Here is a 14,883-nt window from a genome sequence, read left to right as displayed (position 1 = left end):
GCCCGACGTCACCGCCCCCACGCCTCGGCGGGCAGGCAGGTGTCGGACGGCGTGCCGTAGATCAGCGTTCCGGCCGGGGTGGTGTAGCAGTGGGTGAGCTGGTCCTCGGCCTGAAACAGCGGACGTCGGTCGATCTCCACCCCCGCCGCGTCGTAACTGACCAGCCGGGGAGCATTGTCTGCCGTGAGCCGGGCGTCGGTCGTCATCAGGCCGAACGCGCCGCCCGAGAGGCGCGCGACCGTCTCGTGGCCGTCACCGTGGTCGAGCACCAGCCGCCCGACGCGTCCGCTGACCCGCCCGCTGACGCTGACGTCGCCGCCGTCGGCCTCGGTCGAGGTCAGCAGGAGCCTCTGCACCGGGCCGGGTAGCCATTCGCCGTGCGGCCACCGGTCGGTCCCGCTTGCGCCGGAACGCTCCCGCGTCTGTTGATCAAACGTGACGTCACACGTCGCGAAGCCAGCACCGTTCATGAACAACACCAGAGCACGATCACTTCGCTCGATCGCCACCGCGAGATCGGTCAGGGACAGCGGTACGGGCGCGGGGTCCTCGGCCAGCCCTCTTCCGTTGTCCGCCGCATTCCACCGCAGGCACTGGTCGGCCGCGTCGCGCAGCGTCGGTGACAACTCACCGGGCCCCATGGCGAGCACCTGGACGTTCGCACCGTCCGTCCTGTCCCAGACCACCGCCGCGACGCCGGAAGAGACGACCAACAGCACCGTTGCGGCCACGGCTATCCTCAGCCGTGGTGTGCGAGCCGGGCGGCGGTCGTGCACAGCAAGAAGCCGCGCCCGCATCGCACGCGCCGCGCCCGGCGGTAGGTCCCGCTCCGCAGGCGGATCAAGAATTTCGTTCACCGCGTTCCCTCCTGGATCTCCTCGGGCACCAGGCGGACCAGACGACTGCGGGCGCGACTCACCCGCGACCGTACGGCCGCCTCACTGATTCCCCACACGGTCGCGGCGTCGGAATACGAGACGCCCGACCACAGGCACAACGCCACCGCCTCCCGCTCGGCCGGCGACAGCCGCCGTACCACCGAGAGAAGCTCTGTCATCCGCCGTTCGTCGTCCAACCGCTCGGCCACCTCGTCGGCGAGATCACCGTCGGCGTGCCGGGCTGTCGGCAGCCGCCGCAGCAGTGCCAGCCACCGGCGGGTCGACCGCCACTCCGAGCGCACCGCGTTCGTCGCGACGACCAGCAACCAGGGCAACGCCGAGCCCTCCACCAGTCGGGCGTCGGCCCGGCGGCGCCACGCAACGAGAAAGGTCGCCTGGGTGACGTCCTCCGCCGTCGACCACGACCCGCTCAGCCGGAACGCATGGTTGTAGACGGCCCTGGAGTACCGGTCGAACAACACGCCGAACGCGGCTTCTCCACCCGTGGTGATCGAGGACCACAGTTCCTCGTCTGACGGCCGTAGCTGTTGGGTCACATCACACTATGGCCGCCACGGCCATTCCTGTTGCAGGTCACGTGCCCGCCCTCAAGATCTGGAGCGTGACGTCGCGGGGCTCCTCCATGAGCCGTGAGGAGCCCCGCTCACCCGTACCGCCTCAGCTCGCCGTGCAGCTCACGGCGGGAGTGGTGGGGGTGCCGCTGGCGCTGCCGAGGAAGCCGAAGGTGGCCTCCGCGCCCGGGGCGAGCGCCCCGTTCCAGCTCACGTTGCGTGCCGTGACCGCGCTGCCGGTCTGGACCAGTTCGGCGTTCCACGTCTGGCTGATCAGCTGGCCGTTGGCGAGCCTGAAACCGACCGTCCAGCCAGCGGTCCGGACGGTGCCGGTGTTGCGAACGGTCACCTCGCCCTGGAAGCCGCCCTGCCACTGACCGACGATCCGGTAGGCGGCCGTACATCCAGACCCGGCAGTTGGGGTTGGGGTTGGGGTGCGAGTGGGGGTCGGGGTGGGGGTCGCCGTCGGGGTCGCGGTGGGCGTGGGGGTCGGGGTGCCGCCGCCGGCGAGGGCGTCGACCAGCGCCGGGTACCAGCGGTCGGACATCTTCTGGTCGCCGGCGGCGTTGAGGTGCACCCCGTCGTAGGTGTCGGCGGCGGTGCTGAAGCCCGTCCACTGGTCGACGACCACGATCGGGGACTGCGGCGTGCTCTTTCCCGCCGCCCAGCCGCCGATCGCGGCGTTCAAGGCCACGACCCGCTGCCCGCACTGGCTGCAGGTGGGCGGGGCCATCGGAATGATCTTCGCGACGATCACCCGCATCGCCGGGTTGCTGGCCCGCATCTGGTCGACCAGCTTCGAGTACGCGCTGAGAATGGTCGCCGGCGCGATGGTGCTCCACACGTCGTTGGTGCCGAAGTGCATGAGCACGATGTCGGGGCGGGTGGCGGAGAGCCAGCCGGGCAGCTGGTTCTGGTTGGCGACGTTCGTCACAAGGTAGCCGCCGTGGCCCTCGTTGTCGCCGTCGTAGGGCCGGCCGCAGCCCTGCGGGCCGAGGGTGCCGACGAAGTCGACGTCGAGGTGGCCGGCGGACTGGAGGCGGTTCCACAGGATGGACCGCCAGCAGCCGGGCGAGCCGGTGATCGAGTCGCCCAGCGGCATGACCCGTACCGGCGCGGCGACCGCTGCCGGCGCGGCGACCGCGGGGCCGACGGACGCCGTGGCGACCAGGCCGAGCAGCAGGGCGAGGGAGACGGCCGCGAGGGCGGCGAGCAGGGCCGGAACGATTGACCTTCGAAGCATGATGAAGGGACTCCTGTCACGTGACGTCGTACGGTCGGTGACGGCCCGATTGCTCCCAGAGTCATTCGACCAGATCCCCGGGTCGACCTCAACGCCCTCCCGCATTCCGGCGCACGTGCCGGTGCGTGCCTGCTCGGGTCGCCAGCGATCAGGCGACGCCGAACGGAGGAACCGCGGGCAAGCGCGGCGGAATTGACTGTTCCGGCTGGTGTAGTGGACGCGGATCGCCGGGTGTCGAGCATCCGGTTCAAAGAATGGACGGCCCGATGCGTCTCGACAATCTTGGACAGGTCGCCGACCTGCGGCTCGATCCCGCGCGCACCGTGCACTACCTCCGTGCCGGGTCGGGACCCGCCCTGGTGCTCCTGCACACGATCAGGACACAGCTCGAATACTTCGCCGACATCATTCCGATCCTGGCCAACAACCACACGGTGTACGCCGTGGACCTGCTCGGCCACGGTCACTCCTCCAAGCCGGCCGGCATCCAGTACGACGAGCCGTACCTGCGGCGCGGGGTCATCGACACGATGCGCGAGCTGGGCCTCACTGACGTGACCCTGGTCGGTGAGTCGATCGGCGGCGTTCTGGCGCTCACCGTCGCCAGCCAGATGCCAGAGGCGGTCAGCCGGGTGGTCACGTCCAACCCGTACGACTACGACACCCGCTTCGCCGACGGCGTACGGCGTGGGCGACTGTTCGCCAACCTCATCCTCGGTGGCGTGGCCCTCCCCGTCATCGGCCCGATCCTCGGTGCCGGCGAGACCCGGTTCGTGACCGGGACGATCATGCAAGGCGGTCTTGGCGGCACCAGGAATGTTCCCGACCCGCTACTCGACACCTTCGCCGCCACCCGGAAGGAACCCGGCTATCCGTACGTCGAGCGCAACGTCTACCAGAACTGGCGCTCGTGGGGCGCAGCACGCGAGCTCTACCCCGCCGTACGAGCACCCCGGACCCTCATCTATGGGGAACGAGACTGGTCCCGTCCTGCCGAACGGGCGCGTACCGCGCAGGCGCTGGGGGAGAAGCCGGTCGTCGTGCCCGACGCCGGGCACTTCACCTGCCTCGAGCAGCCCCGACGGATCGCCGACATCATCGGTTGAGCCGCTGCCCCTCAACAGCCAGGCCCGCTACGAAGCGACGTAGGACGGCACCCTGCTGAGGATCTGCCCGCGCGAGAGTCCTCGCGGTCATGTCGCGTCCGCGCAGCAGCAGGAGCGGCCCGGCGGGCATCCGCACGCGTCACCCTCGCCGGCACCGCCCGCACCCACGGCGCTGTCGGCTTCGAGGCCGGTGAGGGAGCCGGTCGGCGGAACGGCGCAGCAGGTGTCACCGCGCCAGGCCGCACGGCCTTCCTTGACCGCCACCGCGGCGATGGCCAGCGCGGCGACGGGGTCGGCCCAGGACCATCCGTTCAGGCTGTTCACCGCGAGACCCACGAGCAGGACGGCGGACAGGTACGTGCACAGCAGGGTCTGCCTGGAGTCCGCGACCGCCGACCGCGAGCCGAGTTCACGGCCGGCGCGGCGCTGGACGTACGACAACACTGGCATGATCGCCAATGACAGCGCGGCCAGCACCAGGCCGATGCTGGAGTGCTCGGCTTCGGCGCCGCCGACCAGCGCCCGCAGCGACTCCACCGTCACGTACGCGGCGAGGGCGAAGAACGAGACCGAGATGATCCGCAGCGTGGCCTTCTCCCGCGACTGTGGATCGCGAGAGGCGAACTGCCACGCGACCGCCGCCGCCGACGACACCTCGATGACCGAGTCCAGTCCGAAGCCGATCAGCGCGGTCGACGACGCGAGCGTGCCGGCGGTGATCGCCACAACCGCCTCGACCAGGTTGTAGGTGATCGTGGCGGCGACCAGCAGCCGCACCCGACGGGCGAGCACCAGACGCCGCGCCGGCGGCGGCCCCGTCGTCGGCAGGCTCACCAGCGGCAGGTTCATCAGCAGCAGCCCTTGTCGTCGGCGTCCGGGCACGAGGCCGGGTCGACCGCCAGCACGAGGCCGAGCAGGTCCGACAGGGCATGCGCCAGGCGGGCGTCGGCCAACTCGTACCGGGTGCGCCTGCCCTGCGGCACCGCGACCACCAACCCGCAGCCGCGCAGACACGACAGGTGGTTCGACAGGTTCTGCCGGGTCGTTCCCAACAACTGCGCCAACTCCGCCGGATAGCCGGGACCGTCGCGCAGCGCCAGCAACACCCGCGCCCGCGTCGGATCGGACAGGGCATGGCCGAAGCGGGCCAGCACCTGCCCGTGCGTCAACGTCTCCATGCCGCCCATAGTACATCCGATGGTGTACTAAGGGCCCCTCATCACACCTTGAAGAGTTGGGCTTCCCCGTTGCCGAAGGACCAGTTCTCCGCGCCGCTCTCGACCACCGAGATCAGCACGTCCTCGGGACGCACACCCGGATCGCGGCCGAGCCGCTCGACGATCGCGCGATACATCGCCAGTTTGGCGTCGGAGGACTTGCCCGGTGTCCAGAAGATCTGGATCTGCACCAGGTCAGCTGACCGCTGGATACCGAGAAAGTCCCCGTACCCGAATGCGTTGTCACCGTGCTCGGTGATGGCCATGAAGCGGTCGCCGTCCTTGATCTGGACGGTCTCTCGCATGGCCTCGTAGATCTGGCTGAGCAGTGCCTTCTTGTACGTTTCAGGCTTACCTTCATGGATCGCGATTCGTGTGATCGGCATTGGTCTACCTTCTTGTGCCGTGTTCGATGTCGGGGCGGAAGTCGTTGCGCAGCGGACTGGCTGCCACCTGCCACGCGGACGGCGGCACGCACATGAAGACCTAACGGATGTCTCATGCTCGTACACGAGAACCAGGCTTTTACGCTCGATCGTGGCCGCCCGCCACACCTCCGACGAACCTGGCCGTCGTGCAACAACCTCAGGCGTCGGCGCGCATCGGCTCCCGCCCGGCCACCTGCTGTGCCGCCCCGTACCCCCGTGCGGTTTCCCGGTCGGGTTCGAGCGGATCTGGGCGGCGCTGCGCGACCGTCATGCCTCCGTTCAACACCGCGCCGGTGGTCACTCATGGCACCGGTGTCGATCCGAGCGATGCGTTAGCATTTCCATGGGTAGAGCGCCTGCCCGCGCCACGAGTGGCTGCCCACGCCGACCATCGCGACGTGGCCAAGGGTCTCAGACTCAGCGCACAATTCCCGCTTCGGTGCGTTCACGTGCCGGCCGTCGACGGGCAGCGTGGGAGCCCGTGAGGGGCGTGAAGGCATGTTCGAGCGGTTCACCGACCGAGCGCGACGGGTTGTCGTCCTGGCCCAAGAAGAGGCCCGGATGCTCAACCACAACTACATCGGTACGGAACACATCCTGCTGGGCCTGATCCATGAGGGTGAGGGCGTCGCGGCGAAGGCTCTGGAGAGTCTTGGTATTTCTCTGGAGGGTGTTCGTCAGCAGGTCGAGGAGATCATCGGCCAGGGTCAGCAGGCGCCGAGCGGGCACATTCCGTTCACGCCGCGGGCCAAGAAGGTGCTGGAGTTGTCGCTGCGTGAGGCGTTGCAGCTTGGGCACAACTACATCGGTACGGAGCACATCCTGCTCGGTTTGATCCGTGAGGGTGAGGGCGTTGCCGCTCAGGTGCTGGTGAAGCTCGGCGCGGACCTGAACCGGGTCCGTCAGCAGGTGATCCAGTTGCTGTCGGGCTACCAGGGCAAGGAGCCGGCCGCTGCTGGTGCCGCGCCGGGTGAGGCCGCGCCGTCGACCAGCCTGGTGTTGGACCAGTTCGGTCGTAACCTGACCCAGGCCGCCCGTGAGGGCAAGCTCGACCCGGTGATCGGGCGGGAGAAGGAAATCGAGCGGGTCATGCAGGTGCTGTCCCGCCGGACGAAGAACAACCCGGTCCTGATCGGTGAGCCCGGGGTCGGTAAGACCGCCGTGGTGGAGGGCCTCTCCCAGAAGATCATCAAGGGTGAGGTGCCCGAGACGCTGAAGGACAAGCAGCTCTACACGCTTGACCTCGGTGCGTTGGTCGCTGGTTCTCGTTACCGCGGTGATTTTGAGGAGCGCTTGAAGAAGGTGCTCAAGGAGATCCGTACCCGCGGCGACATCATCTTGTTCATCGATGAGATTCACACCTTGGTGGGTGCGGGTGCCGCCGAGGGTGCGATCGACGCGGCGAGCATCCTCAAGCCGATGCTGGCCCGTGGTGAGCTGCAGACCATCGGCGCCACCACAAGTGACGAGTACCGGAAGTACGTCGAGAAGGATGCGGCGCTTGAGCGCCGGTTCCAGCCTGTGCGCGTCGAGGAACCCACCCTAGAGATGACAATTCAGATCTTGAAGGGTCTGCGGGACCGCTACGAGGCGCACCACCGGGTGAGCATCACCGACGCTGCCCTGGTGGCTGCCGCGACTTTGGCCGACCGGTACATCTCGGACCGTTTCCTGCCGGACAAGGCGATCGATTTGATCGATGAGGCTGGTGCGCGGATGCGGATTCGTCGGATGACCGCACCGCCGGATCTGCGGGACTTCGATGAGCGGATGGCCCAGGTGCGTCGTGACAAGGAGTCCGCGATCGACGCTCAGGACTTCGAGCGCGCCGCGCAGTTGCGCGACAAGGAGAAGCAGCTCCTGGGTCAGAAGGCGCAGCGGGAGAAGGAGTGGAAGGCCGGTGACCTGGACGTCGTCAGTGAGGTCGACGACGAGCAGATCGCCGAGGTGCTCGGTAACTGGACGGGTATCCCGGTGTACAAGTTGACCGAGGAGGAGACTTCGCGTCTGCTGCGCATGGAGGACGAGCTGCACAAGCGCGTCATCGGCCAGGAGGACGCGGTCAAGGCGGTCTCGAAGGCGATCCGGCGTACCCGGGCCGGTCTGAAGGACCCGAAGCGCCCGTCGGGGTCGTTCATTTTCGCCGGCCCGTCGGGTGTGGGTAAGACCGAGCTGTCCAAGGCTTTGGCGGAGTTCCTGTTCGGTAGTGAGGATGCGCTCATCCAGCTGGACATGTCCGAGTTCCACGACCGTTACACGGTGTCGCGGTTGGTGGGTGCCCCTCCCGGCTACGTCGGTTATGACGAGGGCGGTCAGCTGACCGAGAAGGTGCGCCGTCGGCCGTTCTCGGTGGTGCTGTTCGACGAGATCGAGAAGGCCCACCCGGATGTGTTCAACACGCTCCTGCAGATCCTTGAGGACGGTCGGCTCACCGACGGTCAGGGTCGGATCGTGGACTTCAAGAACACGGTCATCATCCTGACCACCAACCTGGGCACCCGCGATGTGGCCAAGGCGGTGTCGCTGGGCTTCCAGCAGTCGGAGGACTCCGAGTCGACCTACGACCGGATGAAGCAGAAGGTCAACGACGAGCTCAAGCAGCACTTCCGGCCTGAGTTCCTCAACCGGATCGACGACACCATCGTCTTCCACCAGCTGCGCCAGAACGAGATCCTCTCGATCGTGGACATCATGATCCAGCGGATCGAGGGCCAGCTACGCAACAAGGACATGGGTCTGGAACTGACCGACAACGCCAAGAAGTACCTGGCGCTCAAGGGCTTCGACCCGGTCCTCGGCGCCCGTCCGCTGCGTCGCACGATCCAACGCGACATCGAGGACAACCTCTCCGAGCGGATCCTGTTCAACGAACTGACCCCCGGCCAGATCGTCGTGGTCGACTGCGAAGGCGACCCGAACGACATCGACAAGTCCAAGCTCGTCTTCCGCGGCGCGGACCGGAGCGTCGCCGTACCGGACGAGATACCGGATCAGGCAACAGCAGACCTGGTCGTCGACACCGGCAACAGCTGAACGATCTGATCGGCACGGCGGGGTGGGCCGTGAAGGGCCCACCCCGCCGTTGTCCGAGGGTTACTGGTCAGCGCGGTCGGGACTCCTGGCCGGCGAGTACAGCCAGCTCATCGGCACGTACGGACTCGGCCGTCTTTGTCCCGTCCAGCCAGACGAGGTAGCCGACGGGAGGACCGGAGCTGCCCCACAGGGCGCCGGTGATGGTGGCCCTGGAGCCTCCGTGTGGATCGCGGAGCAGGCGGACCCGCGTACCCGGGGCGTGCCCGTCGTCGGCGACGATGAGTAGTGCGTCGAGGATCTGGCGGACACCGGTGAGCGGCAGGCCCTCCACGTACGGCTCCCCCGCGTATCCCTCCCGGGGGGTCATCATGGTGCGGAACAGCGCGGCGAGTCGGATCGACTCCTGCCGGATCTGCCAGTCCGCGCTGCGCTCGGCGGCGGCCAGCGCCTCTTCGATCACCGACCACAGCTCTGCCGGCTCACGATCGAGCAGCCGCCGTGCCTCCCGGTCCAGTTCGGCGCACGCCATGTCGACGGCGGTTTCCTCCCCCATCTCGGCGATCCAGACGAGGTCACCGACGGCCGGCAGCAGCCCCGGTGACTCGGCCGCGACGACGACGTACAGCATGGCCAGGAGTTCCTGGCGCCCTTCGCCCTGGTACAGCGGACCGACACCGGTGCCGTTGCGTCCCCGCGTCGACGGAAAGCGCTCGACCAGGTGCTGGGCACGGCCGTCCGGCAGGGTCGCGGCTCGCCGGTTGTCCCGCACCCGCTCGTCAAAGGAACGCTGTTCGCGACGTTTGATCACGAGCTCGCGGTACGAGTCGAAGCCCACCGGGTAGATGGTCCGTCCGTAGCTGGACAGCGTCTCGCCTGGTTGCAGCCCGACCGCCTCGAGTTGCCGAGCCGCTACGGAGTACGGGACACCAGCACGGGCGGCCTGAGCCCGAATTGCCCGCTTCCGGGCACGGCCCGATCGGGAAGTCCGACGGGGATTCTGCTCATCGATCATGACGCCTCCGGTGCAGACCCACGCCCTCCACCGAACAGGCGGCGTGGCCGGCACGCCGAAGCTCGTCACGTCTGCGCGGAGTCGGAGACTCTTGGCCCTGCGTGTGGTCAGGCGTGGGCTGTCACACCGAGCGCGGGCAGGCGCACTGCCCGGGCCGATGATATCGCGATCCGGACAGCGGGCAGGGGTACGTGCCGACCACCCTCCTGATTCCTCAGCCGTCGCACCGTAGAAGATTCCGCCACCGCTACGGCCTGACCGTCGCGACGGCCGCCCGGGCCGAAAGGCCGGACGGCGTGCCCACCAGCACGACCACCGTTCGTGGTTCCGGCTCTCACGGGCAACTCGTTCCGGAAGCGGCCGCAGGCCTTCGTCGCCCGCCGGTGGCGAGCGTCGAGGGACTCGATCGCGTTCGTGGAACAGGTGACGGTGCGGATCCCAGTGTTCGCGAGGTCCGGTGCCGGGAACAGTGACACCACGTCACGCGTCGGGCATGACACCACGCCACTGACGGGTGGCTGCGACATCTGGTGGCATGGGAGGCATCGAGCCAGGCGCTCACAGGGCGGAAGCGCGTCCGGCGCCGCGGACTATCTCATCGATCTCAAGCTGCCGACCACAATGCCGACCTGCTCGGTCTGAATTCGGCGACCCTTGTACAGAAGCCACGCGTTCGGTGTGACGCACCCCGAACACCACCGACAATCGGAAAGGTTGGATCGATGACTCAGCAGCCTGAAGAACCCCCCGTCGGCGGCAGGTCCGAGACGCCCGGCGAGGCGAAGCGGCTCGGGCCCCCGACCCTGGCGGAGGATCTCCTGCTCCTCCTGTTCCAGCCGAACTCCGGCCTCAGGTCGGGCACCGGGACCATCGCAGGCGAGAACACGCTCTTCTACACCCTGGCCGGAGCGGTGCTCGCGGATCTCGGGCTCGGCGACCATGTGCGAACCGGTTCCGGCAGGGCGGGGACGACACGTGTGGAGGCCGTCGAGGATCACCCGCCGTCGGACGACATCCTGCGCTCGGCGTGGGACTACCTCTCCGCGAAGCCCCGCGGCGTCCAGACGGTGCTCGCGGCGATCGGACCGACACTGCGTGGGCCGCTGCTGGACAGGCTCGTCGAGCGTGGCGACATTCGCCGGGGAACCCGTAAGGCCTTCGGTCTGTTCACCACGACGGTCCTCGAGGACGGCGGAAGTGGGCGCCGACCTCGGCTTCTCGAAGACGTCCGAGCCGTACTCGTCGAGGGTGTCGAACCGCAACCCCGTGTCGCCGCGCTCACGGCCCTGCTGTCGGGAAGCGGGACGCTTCCCCAGTTCGACCGGGAGATCCCTTGGACCTCACCCGTGATCAGCCGCGCCAAGGCGCTCGAGCGAGGCGACTGGGGAGCCGGAGCGGCCGCCGAAGCGGTTGCGCGGACCGTCACCGCCACCATCGTCAACAACGCCATCGTCGCCGCGTCCGTGCTTCCCCGCACCTGAGCGACGCCCGCGTTGGATCCGCGGCGATTGCCCGACAATCGCGCCCAGGTCGAGTCGGGACCGCCGCCGAGAACCAACCTGACCAGGTCTTTCGGACCTCCCACGGGCGGCGGCCAGCTCGTCGGCACGGCACGGCACGGCGTATGGCTCGGCTGCGCGCCGGTGCTTGCGTTCCGCTCAGCCTCGGTCGTCCCGGGCGGTCGTGGACCACGCCGACGGCAGTCGTACGCGGTCGTCGCGCTCACCGCCTCCCGCGTGCCGGCCGTCGCGCAGCGAGGCGGCGACGGCACACGTCGCGCCCACGCTGCACGACCACCTGCGGACGGGCACCCTGCCGTGGTGGGGCTAGCAGGTTTTTCAGGATCGGCGGGGCTCCCAGCGGAACAGCCGGGTGGCGAGGGTGATGGCGATGGCGACCCAGGACAGCGTCGGTGCGAGCAGCAGGAGGGAGTCGGTCACGGCGACGCCGCCGTTCCAGGCGTTCACGGTCAGCTCGGTGGCCGCACCGCCCGGCAGCAGCCGCTTGAGCAGGGTGAGGTCCTCGGTGCCGCTGATGCCCACCCAGCTGGTCACAGCGATCACACCCAGGGTGACGGGCAGGGTGGTCACCTGGGCATGCTCGGGTGAGTTGGTCAGTCCCGCCGTGGCCAGGCCCAGGCCGATCATCATGGCCAGGGTCGCGAGGACAGCCACCACCAACAGGACGACGTTGGCCGGCTCACCGGCGACCACGGCCAGCGCGGTCAGGATCACGGCCACCTGCACGAGGGCGATGACGGTGACGGGCAGCAGCAGGCCGGCGAGAATACCGGCGTCTCCGACGGCGGTGGAGCGCAGCCGCTTGAGGAAGAGGTTCTGACGCCGGGACGCCAGGGTGGTGACGGCCGTGGTGTAGAGACCGAACGCGGCCACGGTGAACATCACGATGGCCGCGATGTAGCCGAGGCTGCCGATGGCCGCGAAGGTCTCGTGTTGACGGATGAAGAACGCGCAGACCACCACCGGAATGATGAGGCTGGTGACCAGCACCAGCCGGTTCCGGAAGATCTGGATCAGTTCGCTGAGCGCGATGGAGAACATGGCGAAATTCCTCCCGAGGAAAGTCGGTGCCGGTGGATGGTCAGCTGCCGATGGCGCGGAAGACCTCGTCGAGGCGGGTCGGCCCGGCCTCCAGGTTTCGCATCTCCACAGCGTGGTCGTGCGCCCATCGCAGCAGGATGTGCAGGTCCTTCTGCAATTCGAAGGTCTCGACCACGACCTTCCCGTCAACGCCGACGACGGCCGGCAACGGCAGCGTCGGCGCCATCGGCGGCAGTGCGAAGCGGATGACGGCCGGCAGCGTGCGCGTCAGCTCGGAGACCGTCCCTTCCCGGTGGAAGGTGCCCTGGTGCATGAGCCCGATGCGGTCGGCGCGCTGCTGCGCCTCCTCCAGGTAGTGGGTGGTGAGCACGATGGTCGCGCCGTTCTCGCGCAGTCGATCCACCGTCGTCCACACCGCGTCCCGGGACTGGATGTCCAGGCCGGTGGTCGGCTCGTCCAGGAAGATCAACTCCGGCGTTCCGTAGACGGCGGTGGCAAAATCCAGTCGCCGTTTCTCACCGCCGGAAAGCTGCGACACCTTACGGCCTGACCTGTCGGTGAGTTCGACGATGTCGAGCACCCGGTCGACGTCGTCCGTTCGCCCGGTGAGACGGCCGATCAGACGGACCGATTCGCGAACCGTGAGGTCCGGGGAGAATCCGCCCTCCTGGAGCATGACCCCCATCCGGGGACGTACCGCGCGCCTGTCCTGTGGTCGTTGTCCGAAGACGCGCACGGTGCCGGAGGTCGGCGTCCGGTGCCCCTCGATCGTCTCGAGGGTCGAGGTCTTGCCGGCCCCGTTGGTGCCGAGCAGCGCGTAGAGCTCCCCGCGCCGTACCTCGAAGGAGAGATCCTTGACGGCGTGGAAGTCACCGTATGTGACGTTCAGCCGGTCGACTTCGATAATTGGCGTAGTGGACATGACCCAATGACACCAGCGGACGCGGCAACTCGTCAGTGGCCTCACGTCACCGCAACGTGTGACGTGGTGTCACTGAATGCGGCCCCGGACCTGCCGGATACTCAGGGGGTGACAGCAAGATCGCGAGGCTTCACCGAGACGACGCAGGGACGTCTGCGCCGGCTCAACCTCGCGACGTCACTGCCGCCGATCGTGGTCGCGGCGGCGGTCCTGCTGTACATCGACACGCACACCTGGTGGCATGTGATTGTCCTGGCACCGGGTGTCGGGGCGGCCCTGGTGGCCTTCGAACGGTGGACGGCGAACGACCTCGACCGGGTGGCCCTACCCTGCGCGATCCTGGCGGGAGTGGTGTGGCCGCTGGGGGTGCTGTTGACCGGCAGCCCCAACGCGTACTGGGGTATCTGCTCCGTGGGTTCCCTGTCCCTGCGCGTGCTGCGGCGCCGTCGGGGTCTGGCAGCGGCCGGGCTGTTCACCTACGTTGCCGCCGTCGGCGCGGCACGGCTGCTGGTGCAACATGACGACGTACGCGGCGTCCTGCTCCGCTACGTCCTCATCCCGACCGCCCTCACCGTCGTGGTGACGGTCCTGACGGTGCTGGGCGAGCGGTTCTACGACCTCATCCGGGAACTCGAACAGACCCGGGAGCGTGAGGCGGAGCTCGCCGTCGTCCGCGAACGTGTCCGGTTCGCCAGCGATCTGCACGACATCCAGGGCCACACCCTGCACGTGGTCAAACTGAAGATCGCACTGGCGCAGAAGCTGGTGCTCAGGGACGCCGATCGAGCCGAGAAGGAGCTGCGGGAGACTTACGCCCTGGTCAGCGACACCATCATCCAGACCAAAGAACTCGCGTACGCCCAACGACGGCTCAACCTCTCCGCCGAACTCGAGAACGCGAAGAACCTGTTCGAGGCCGCAGGCATTCGCGTACGGGTGACCCGTCAGGCCGAGGTCGACGCCGGCGCCAGCGAACTGCTCGGGCAGGTGCTACGGGAGACGACCACCAACATCCTGCGGCACGCACGGGCCACACAGGTGCAGATCACGCTCTCCGAAACCGGCATCACCATCGTCAACGACGGCGTGACGGGCGACCACCTTCCCGAACTCAGAGGGCTCTCGACCCTCAGGCAACGAGTGACGAGCGACGGCGGCGAACTGACCGTGCGACAGGAGGACGCGCGGTTCGTCACGGCCGCGGTCTTCCCGCCCGCCCGTACCGCCGCGGCCCCAGCGACAGCGCGGGAGGACGACCGATGACCACCATCGTGCTCGCTGATGACGAGGTGCTGCTCCGCAAGGCCCTGGCCGCACTGTTACCCCTCGAAGGTGACATCGCCGTCCTCGCCGAGGCGGAGGACGGCGCGGCAGCCGTCGAGGCCACCCTGCGGCACCGACCGGACGTGCTGGTCATCGACCTGGAGATGCCGGGCGTGGACGGGCTCGCCGCCGTCGCGGAGATCCGCCGCACCCTGCCGGATCAGGTGATCCTCATGCTGACCCGGCACGCCCGCCCCGGCGTCCTGCGCAAGGCCCTGAAACTCGGCGTCCAGGGCTTCGTCAGCAAATCCGCCGAGCCGGCGCACATCACCTCGGTCATCACCAGTCTGCACGCCGGCAAACGCTGGATCGACCCGGACGTGTCCGCACTCGCCGTCATCGACGACTGCCCCCTGACCGACCGCGAACTCGACGTACTGCGGGTGACAGGCGAGGGCTACTCGGTCGCCGACATCGCCGCCCGCCTCCACCTCGCCCAGGGCACCGTCCGCAACTACCTCTCCAACGCCATGCAGAAGACCCAGACCCGCACCCGCCACGAAGCGGCGCGCTACGCCCGCGAACACGACTGGCTGTGAGCAACGGCGGCAGCCGGATCAGCAGTCGGTCAGGGTCGACGCCGGTGCC

The 14,883-nt window shown here is 68.2% G+C and carries 14 protein-coding genes and 2 pseudogenes; 6 read left to right on the top strand and 10 right to left on the bottom strand.

The features are described 5' to 3' along the window. Positions 1-8: 8 nt before the first annotated feature. The 3 genes from ACLJN9_RS09725 to ACLJN9_RS09715 form a co-directional block, all read right to left on the bottom strand. The gene (locus ACLJN9_RS09725; protein WP_410810770.1) at positions 9-731 is read right to left on the bottom strand and encodes a hypothetical protein; all 723 of its coding nucleotides are present in this window, start codon (positions 729-731) and stop codon (positions 9-11) included. 122 nt (positions 732-853) lie between these two features. Then, entirely contained in the window at positions 854-1,360 is a 507-nt protein-coding gene (locus ACLJN9_RS09720) for an RNA polymerase sigma factor (RefSeq protein ID WP_410810769.1), read from the bottom strand. A 196-nt stretch (positions 1,361-1,556) separates the two neighbouring features. Then, positions 1,557-2,693 carry a cellulose binding domain-containing protein gene (locus ACLJN9_RS09715; protein WP_410810768.1) on the bottom strand — a complete coding sequence of 379 codons (1,137 nt, stop codon included), beginning with the start codon at positions 2,691-2,693 and terminating at the stop codon, positions 1,557-1,559. A 266-nt stretch (positions 2,694-2,959) separates the two neighbouring features. Here ACLJN9_RS09715 and ACLJN9_RS09710 point away from each other — a divergent pair, with 266 nt between their 5' ends. After that, entirely contained in the window at positions 2,960-3,799 is an 840-nt protein-coding gene (locus tag ACLJN9_RS09710) for an alpha/beta fold hydrolase (protein WP_410810767.1), read from the top strand. Between the two features lie 87 nt (positions 3,800-3,886). On the opposite strand, the gene ACLJN9_RS09705 is transcribed toward ACLJN9_RS09710, so the two are convergent. Genes ACLJN9_RS09705 through ACLJN9_RS09695 form a run of 3 tightly spaced genes read right to left on the bottom strand, consistent with a single transcriptional unit; the run spans position 3,887 to position 5,402 of the window. Then, a complete protein-coding gene (locus ACLJN9_RS09705) occupies positions 3,887-4,648 on the bottom strand; it encodes a cation transporter (protein ID WP_410810766.1) in 762 nt (253 codons plus the stop codon). Next, on the bottom strand, positions 4,648-4,977 hold the full coding sequence (locus ACLJN9_RS09700; protein ID WP_410810765.1) for an ArsR/SmtB family transcription factor: 330 nt from the start codon (positions 4,975-4,977) through the stop codon (positions 4,648-4,650). Before ACLJN9_RS09700 ends, ACLJN9_RS09705 begins: the two co-directional genes overlap by 1 nt. Positions 4,978-5,018: 41 nt before the next feature. Beyond that, a complete protein-coding gene (locus tag ACLJN9_RS09695) occupies positions 5,019-5,402 on the bottom strand; it encodes a tautomerase family protein (RefSeq protein ID WP_410810764.1) in 384 nt (127 codons plus the stop codon). Between the two features lie 540 nt (positions 5,403-5,942). Here ACLJN9_RS09695 and ACLJN9_RS09690 point away from each other — a divergent pair. Next, positions 5,943-8,477, top strand: a complete 2,535-nt coding sequence (locus tag ACLJN9_RS09690) for an ATP-dependent Clp protease ATP-binding subunit (protein ID WP_410810763.1) — start codon at positions 5,943-5,945, stop codon at positions 8,475-8,477. Between the two features lie 67 nt (positions 8,478-8,544). Here the strand turns inward: ACLJN9_RS09690 and ACLJN9_RS09685 are convergent, their stop codons facing one another. Further along, entirely contained in the window at positions 8,545-9,312 is a 768-nt protein-coding gene (locus tag ACLJN9_RS09685) for a hypothetical protein (RefSeq protein WP_410810762.1), read from the bottom strand. 521 nt (positions 9,313-9,833) lie between these two features. After that, positions 9,834-9,926, bottom strand: a pseudogene (locus tag ACLJN9_RS09680) (transposase); the annotation flags it as partial. 285 nt (positions 9,927-10,211) lie between these two features. Here ACLJN9_RS09680 and ACLJN9_RS09675 point away from each other — a divergent pair. Together ACLJN9_RS09675 and ACLJN9_RS09670 are read left to right on the top strand one after the other, a co-directional pair. Beyond that, positions 10,212-10,970, top strand: coding sequence for a GOLPH3/VPS74 family protein (locus ACLJN9_RS09675; protein ID WP_410810761.1), 759 nt, complete (start codon positions 10,212-10,214; stop codon positions 10,968-10,970). Positions 10,971-11,154: 184 nt separating this feature from the next. Further along, a pseudogene (locus ACLJN9_RS09670) lies at positions 11,155-11,319 on the top strand (serine hydrolase); the annotation flags it as partial. Between the two features lie 8 nt (positions 11,320-11,327). Here the strand turns inward: ACLJN9_RS09670 and ACLJN9_RS09665 are convergent. Continuing rightward, the gene (locus ACLJN9_RS09665; RefSeq protein WP_410810760.1) at positions 11,328-12,050 is read right to left on the bottom strand and encodes an ABC transporter permease; all 723 of its coding nucleotides are present in this window, start codon (positions 12,048-12,050) and stop codon (positions 11,328-11,330) included. Between the two features lie 40 nt (positions 12,051-12,090). Beyond that, the gene (locus ACLJN9_RS09660) at positions 12,091-12,972 is read right to left on the bottom strand and encodes an ABC transporter ATP-binding protein (RefSeq protein WP_410810759.1); all 882 of its coding nucleotides are present in this window, start codon (positions 12,970-12,972) and stop codon (positions 12,091-12,093) included. A 108-nt stretch (positions 12,973-13,080) separates the two neighbouring features. Between ACLJN9_RS09660 and ACLJN9_RS09655 the strand changes: the two genes are divergently transcribed. Next, complete coding sequence (locus tag ACLJN9_RS09655) at positions 13,081-14,235, top strand: sensor histidine kinase (protein WP_410810758.1); 1,155 nt, start codon at positions 13,081-13,083, stop codon at positions 14,233-14,235. After that, complete coding sequence (locus tag ACLJN9_RS09650; RefSeq protein WP_410810757.1) at positions 14,232-14,834, top strand: response regulator; 603 nt, start codon at positions 14,232-14,234, stop codon at positions 14,832-14,834. Before ACLJN9_RS09655 ends, ACLJN9_RS09650 begins: the two co-directional genes overlap by 4 nt. Positions 14,835-14,883: the final 49 nt, after the last annotated feature.

The organism is Micromonospora sp. 067-2 (genome assembly GCF_046549295.1).
Classification (GTDB): Bacteria; Actinomycetota; Actinomycetes; order Mycobacteriales; family Micromonosporaceae; genus Micromonospora.
The sequence above is the reverse complement of the archived record's forward strand: the minus strand, read 5'-3'. Positions and strand labels throughout refer to the sequence as shown.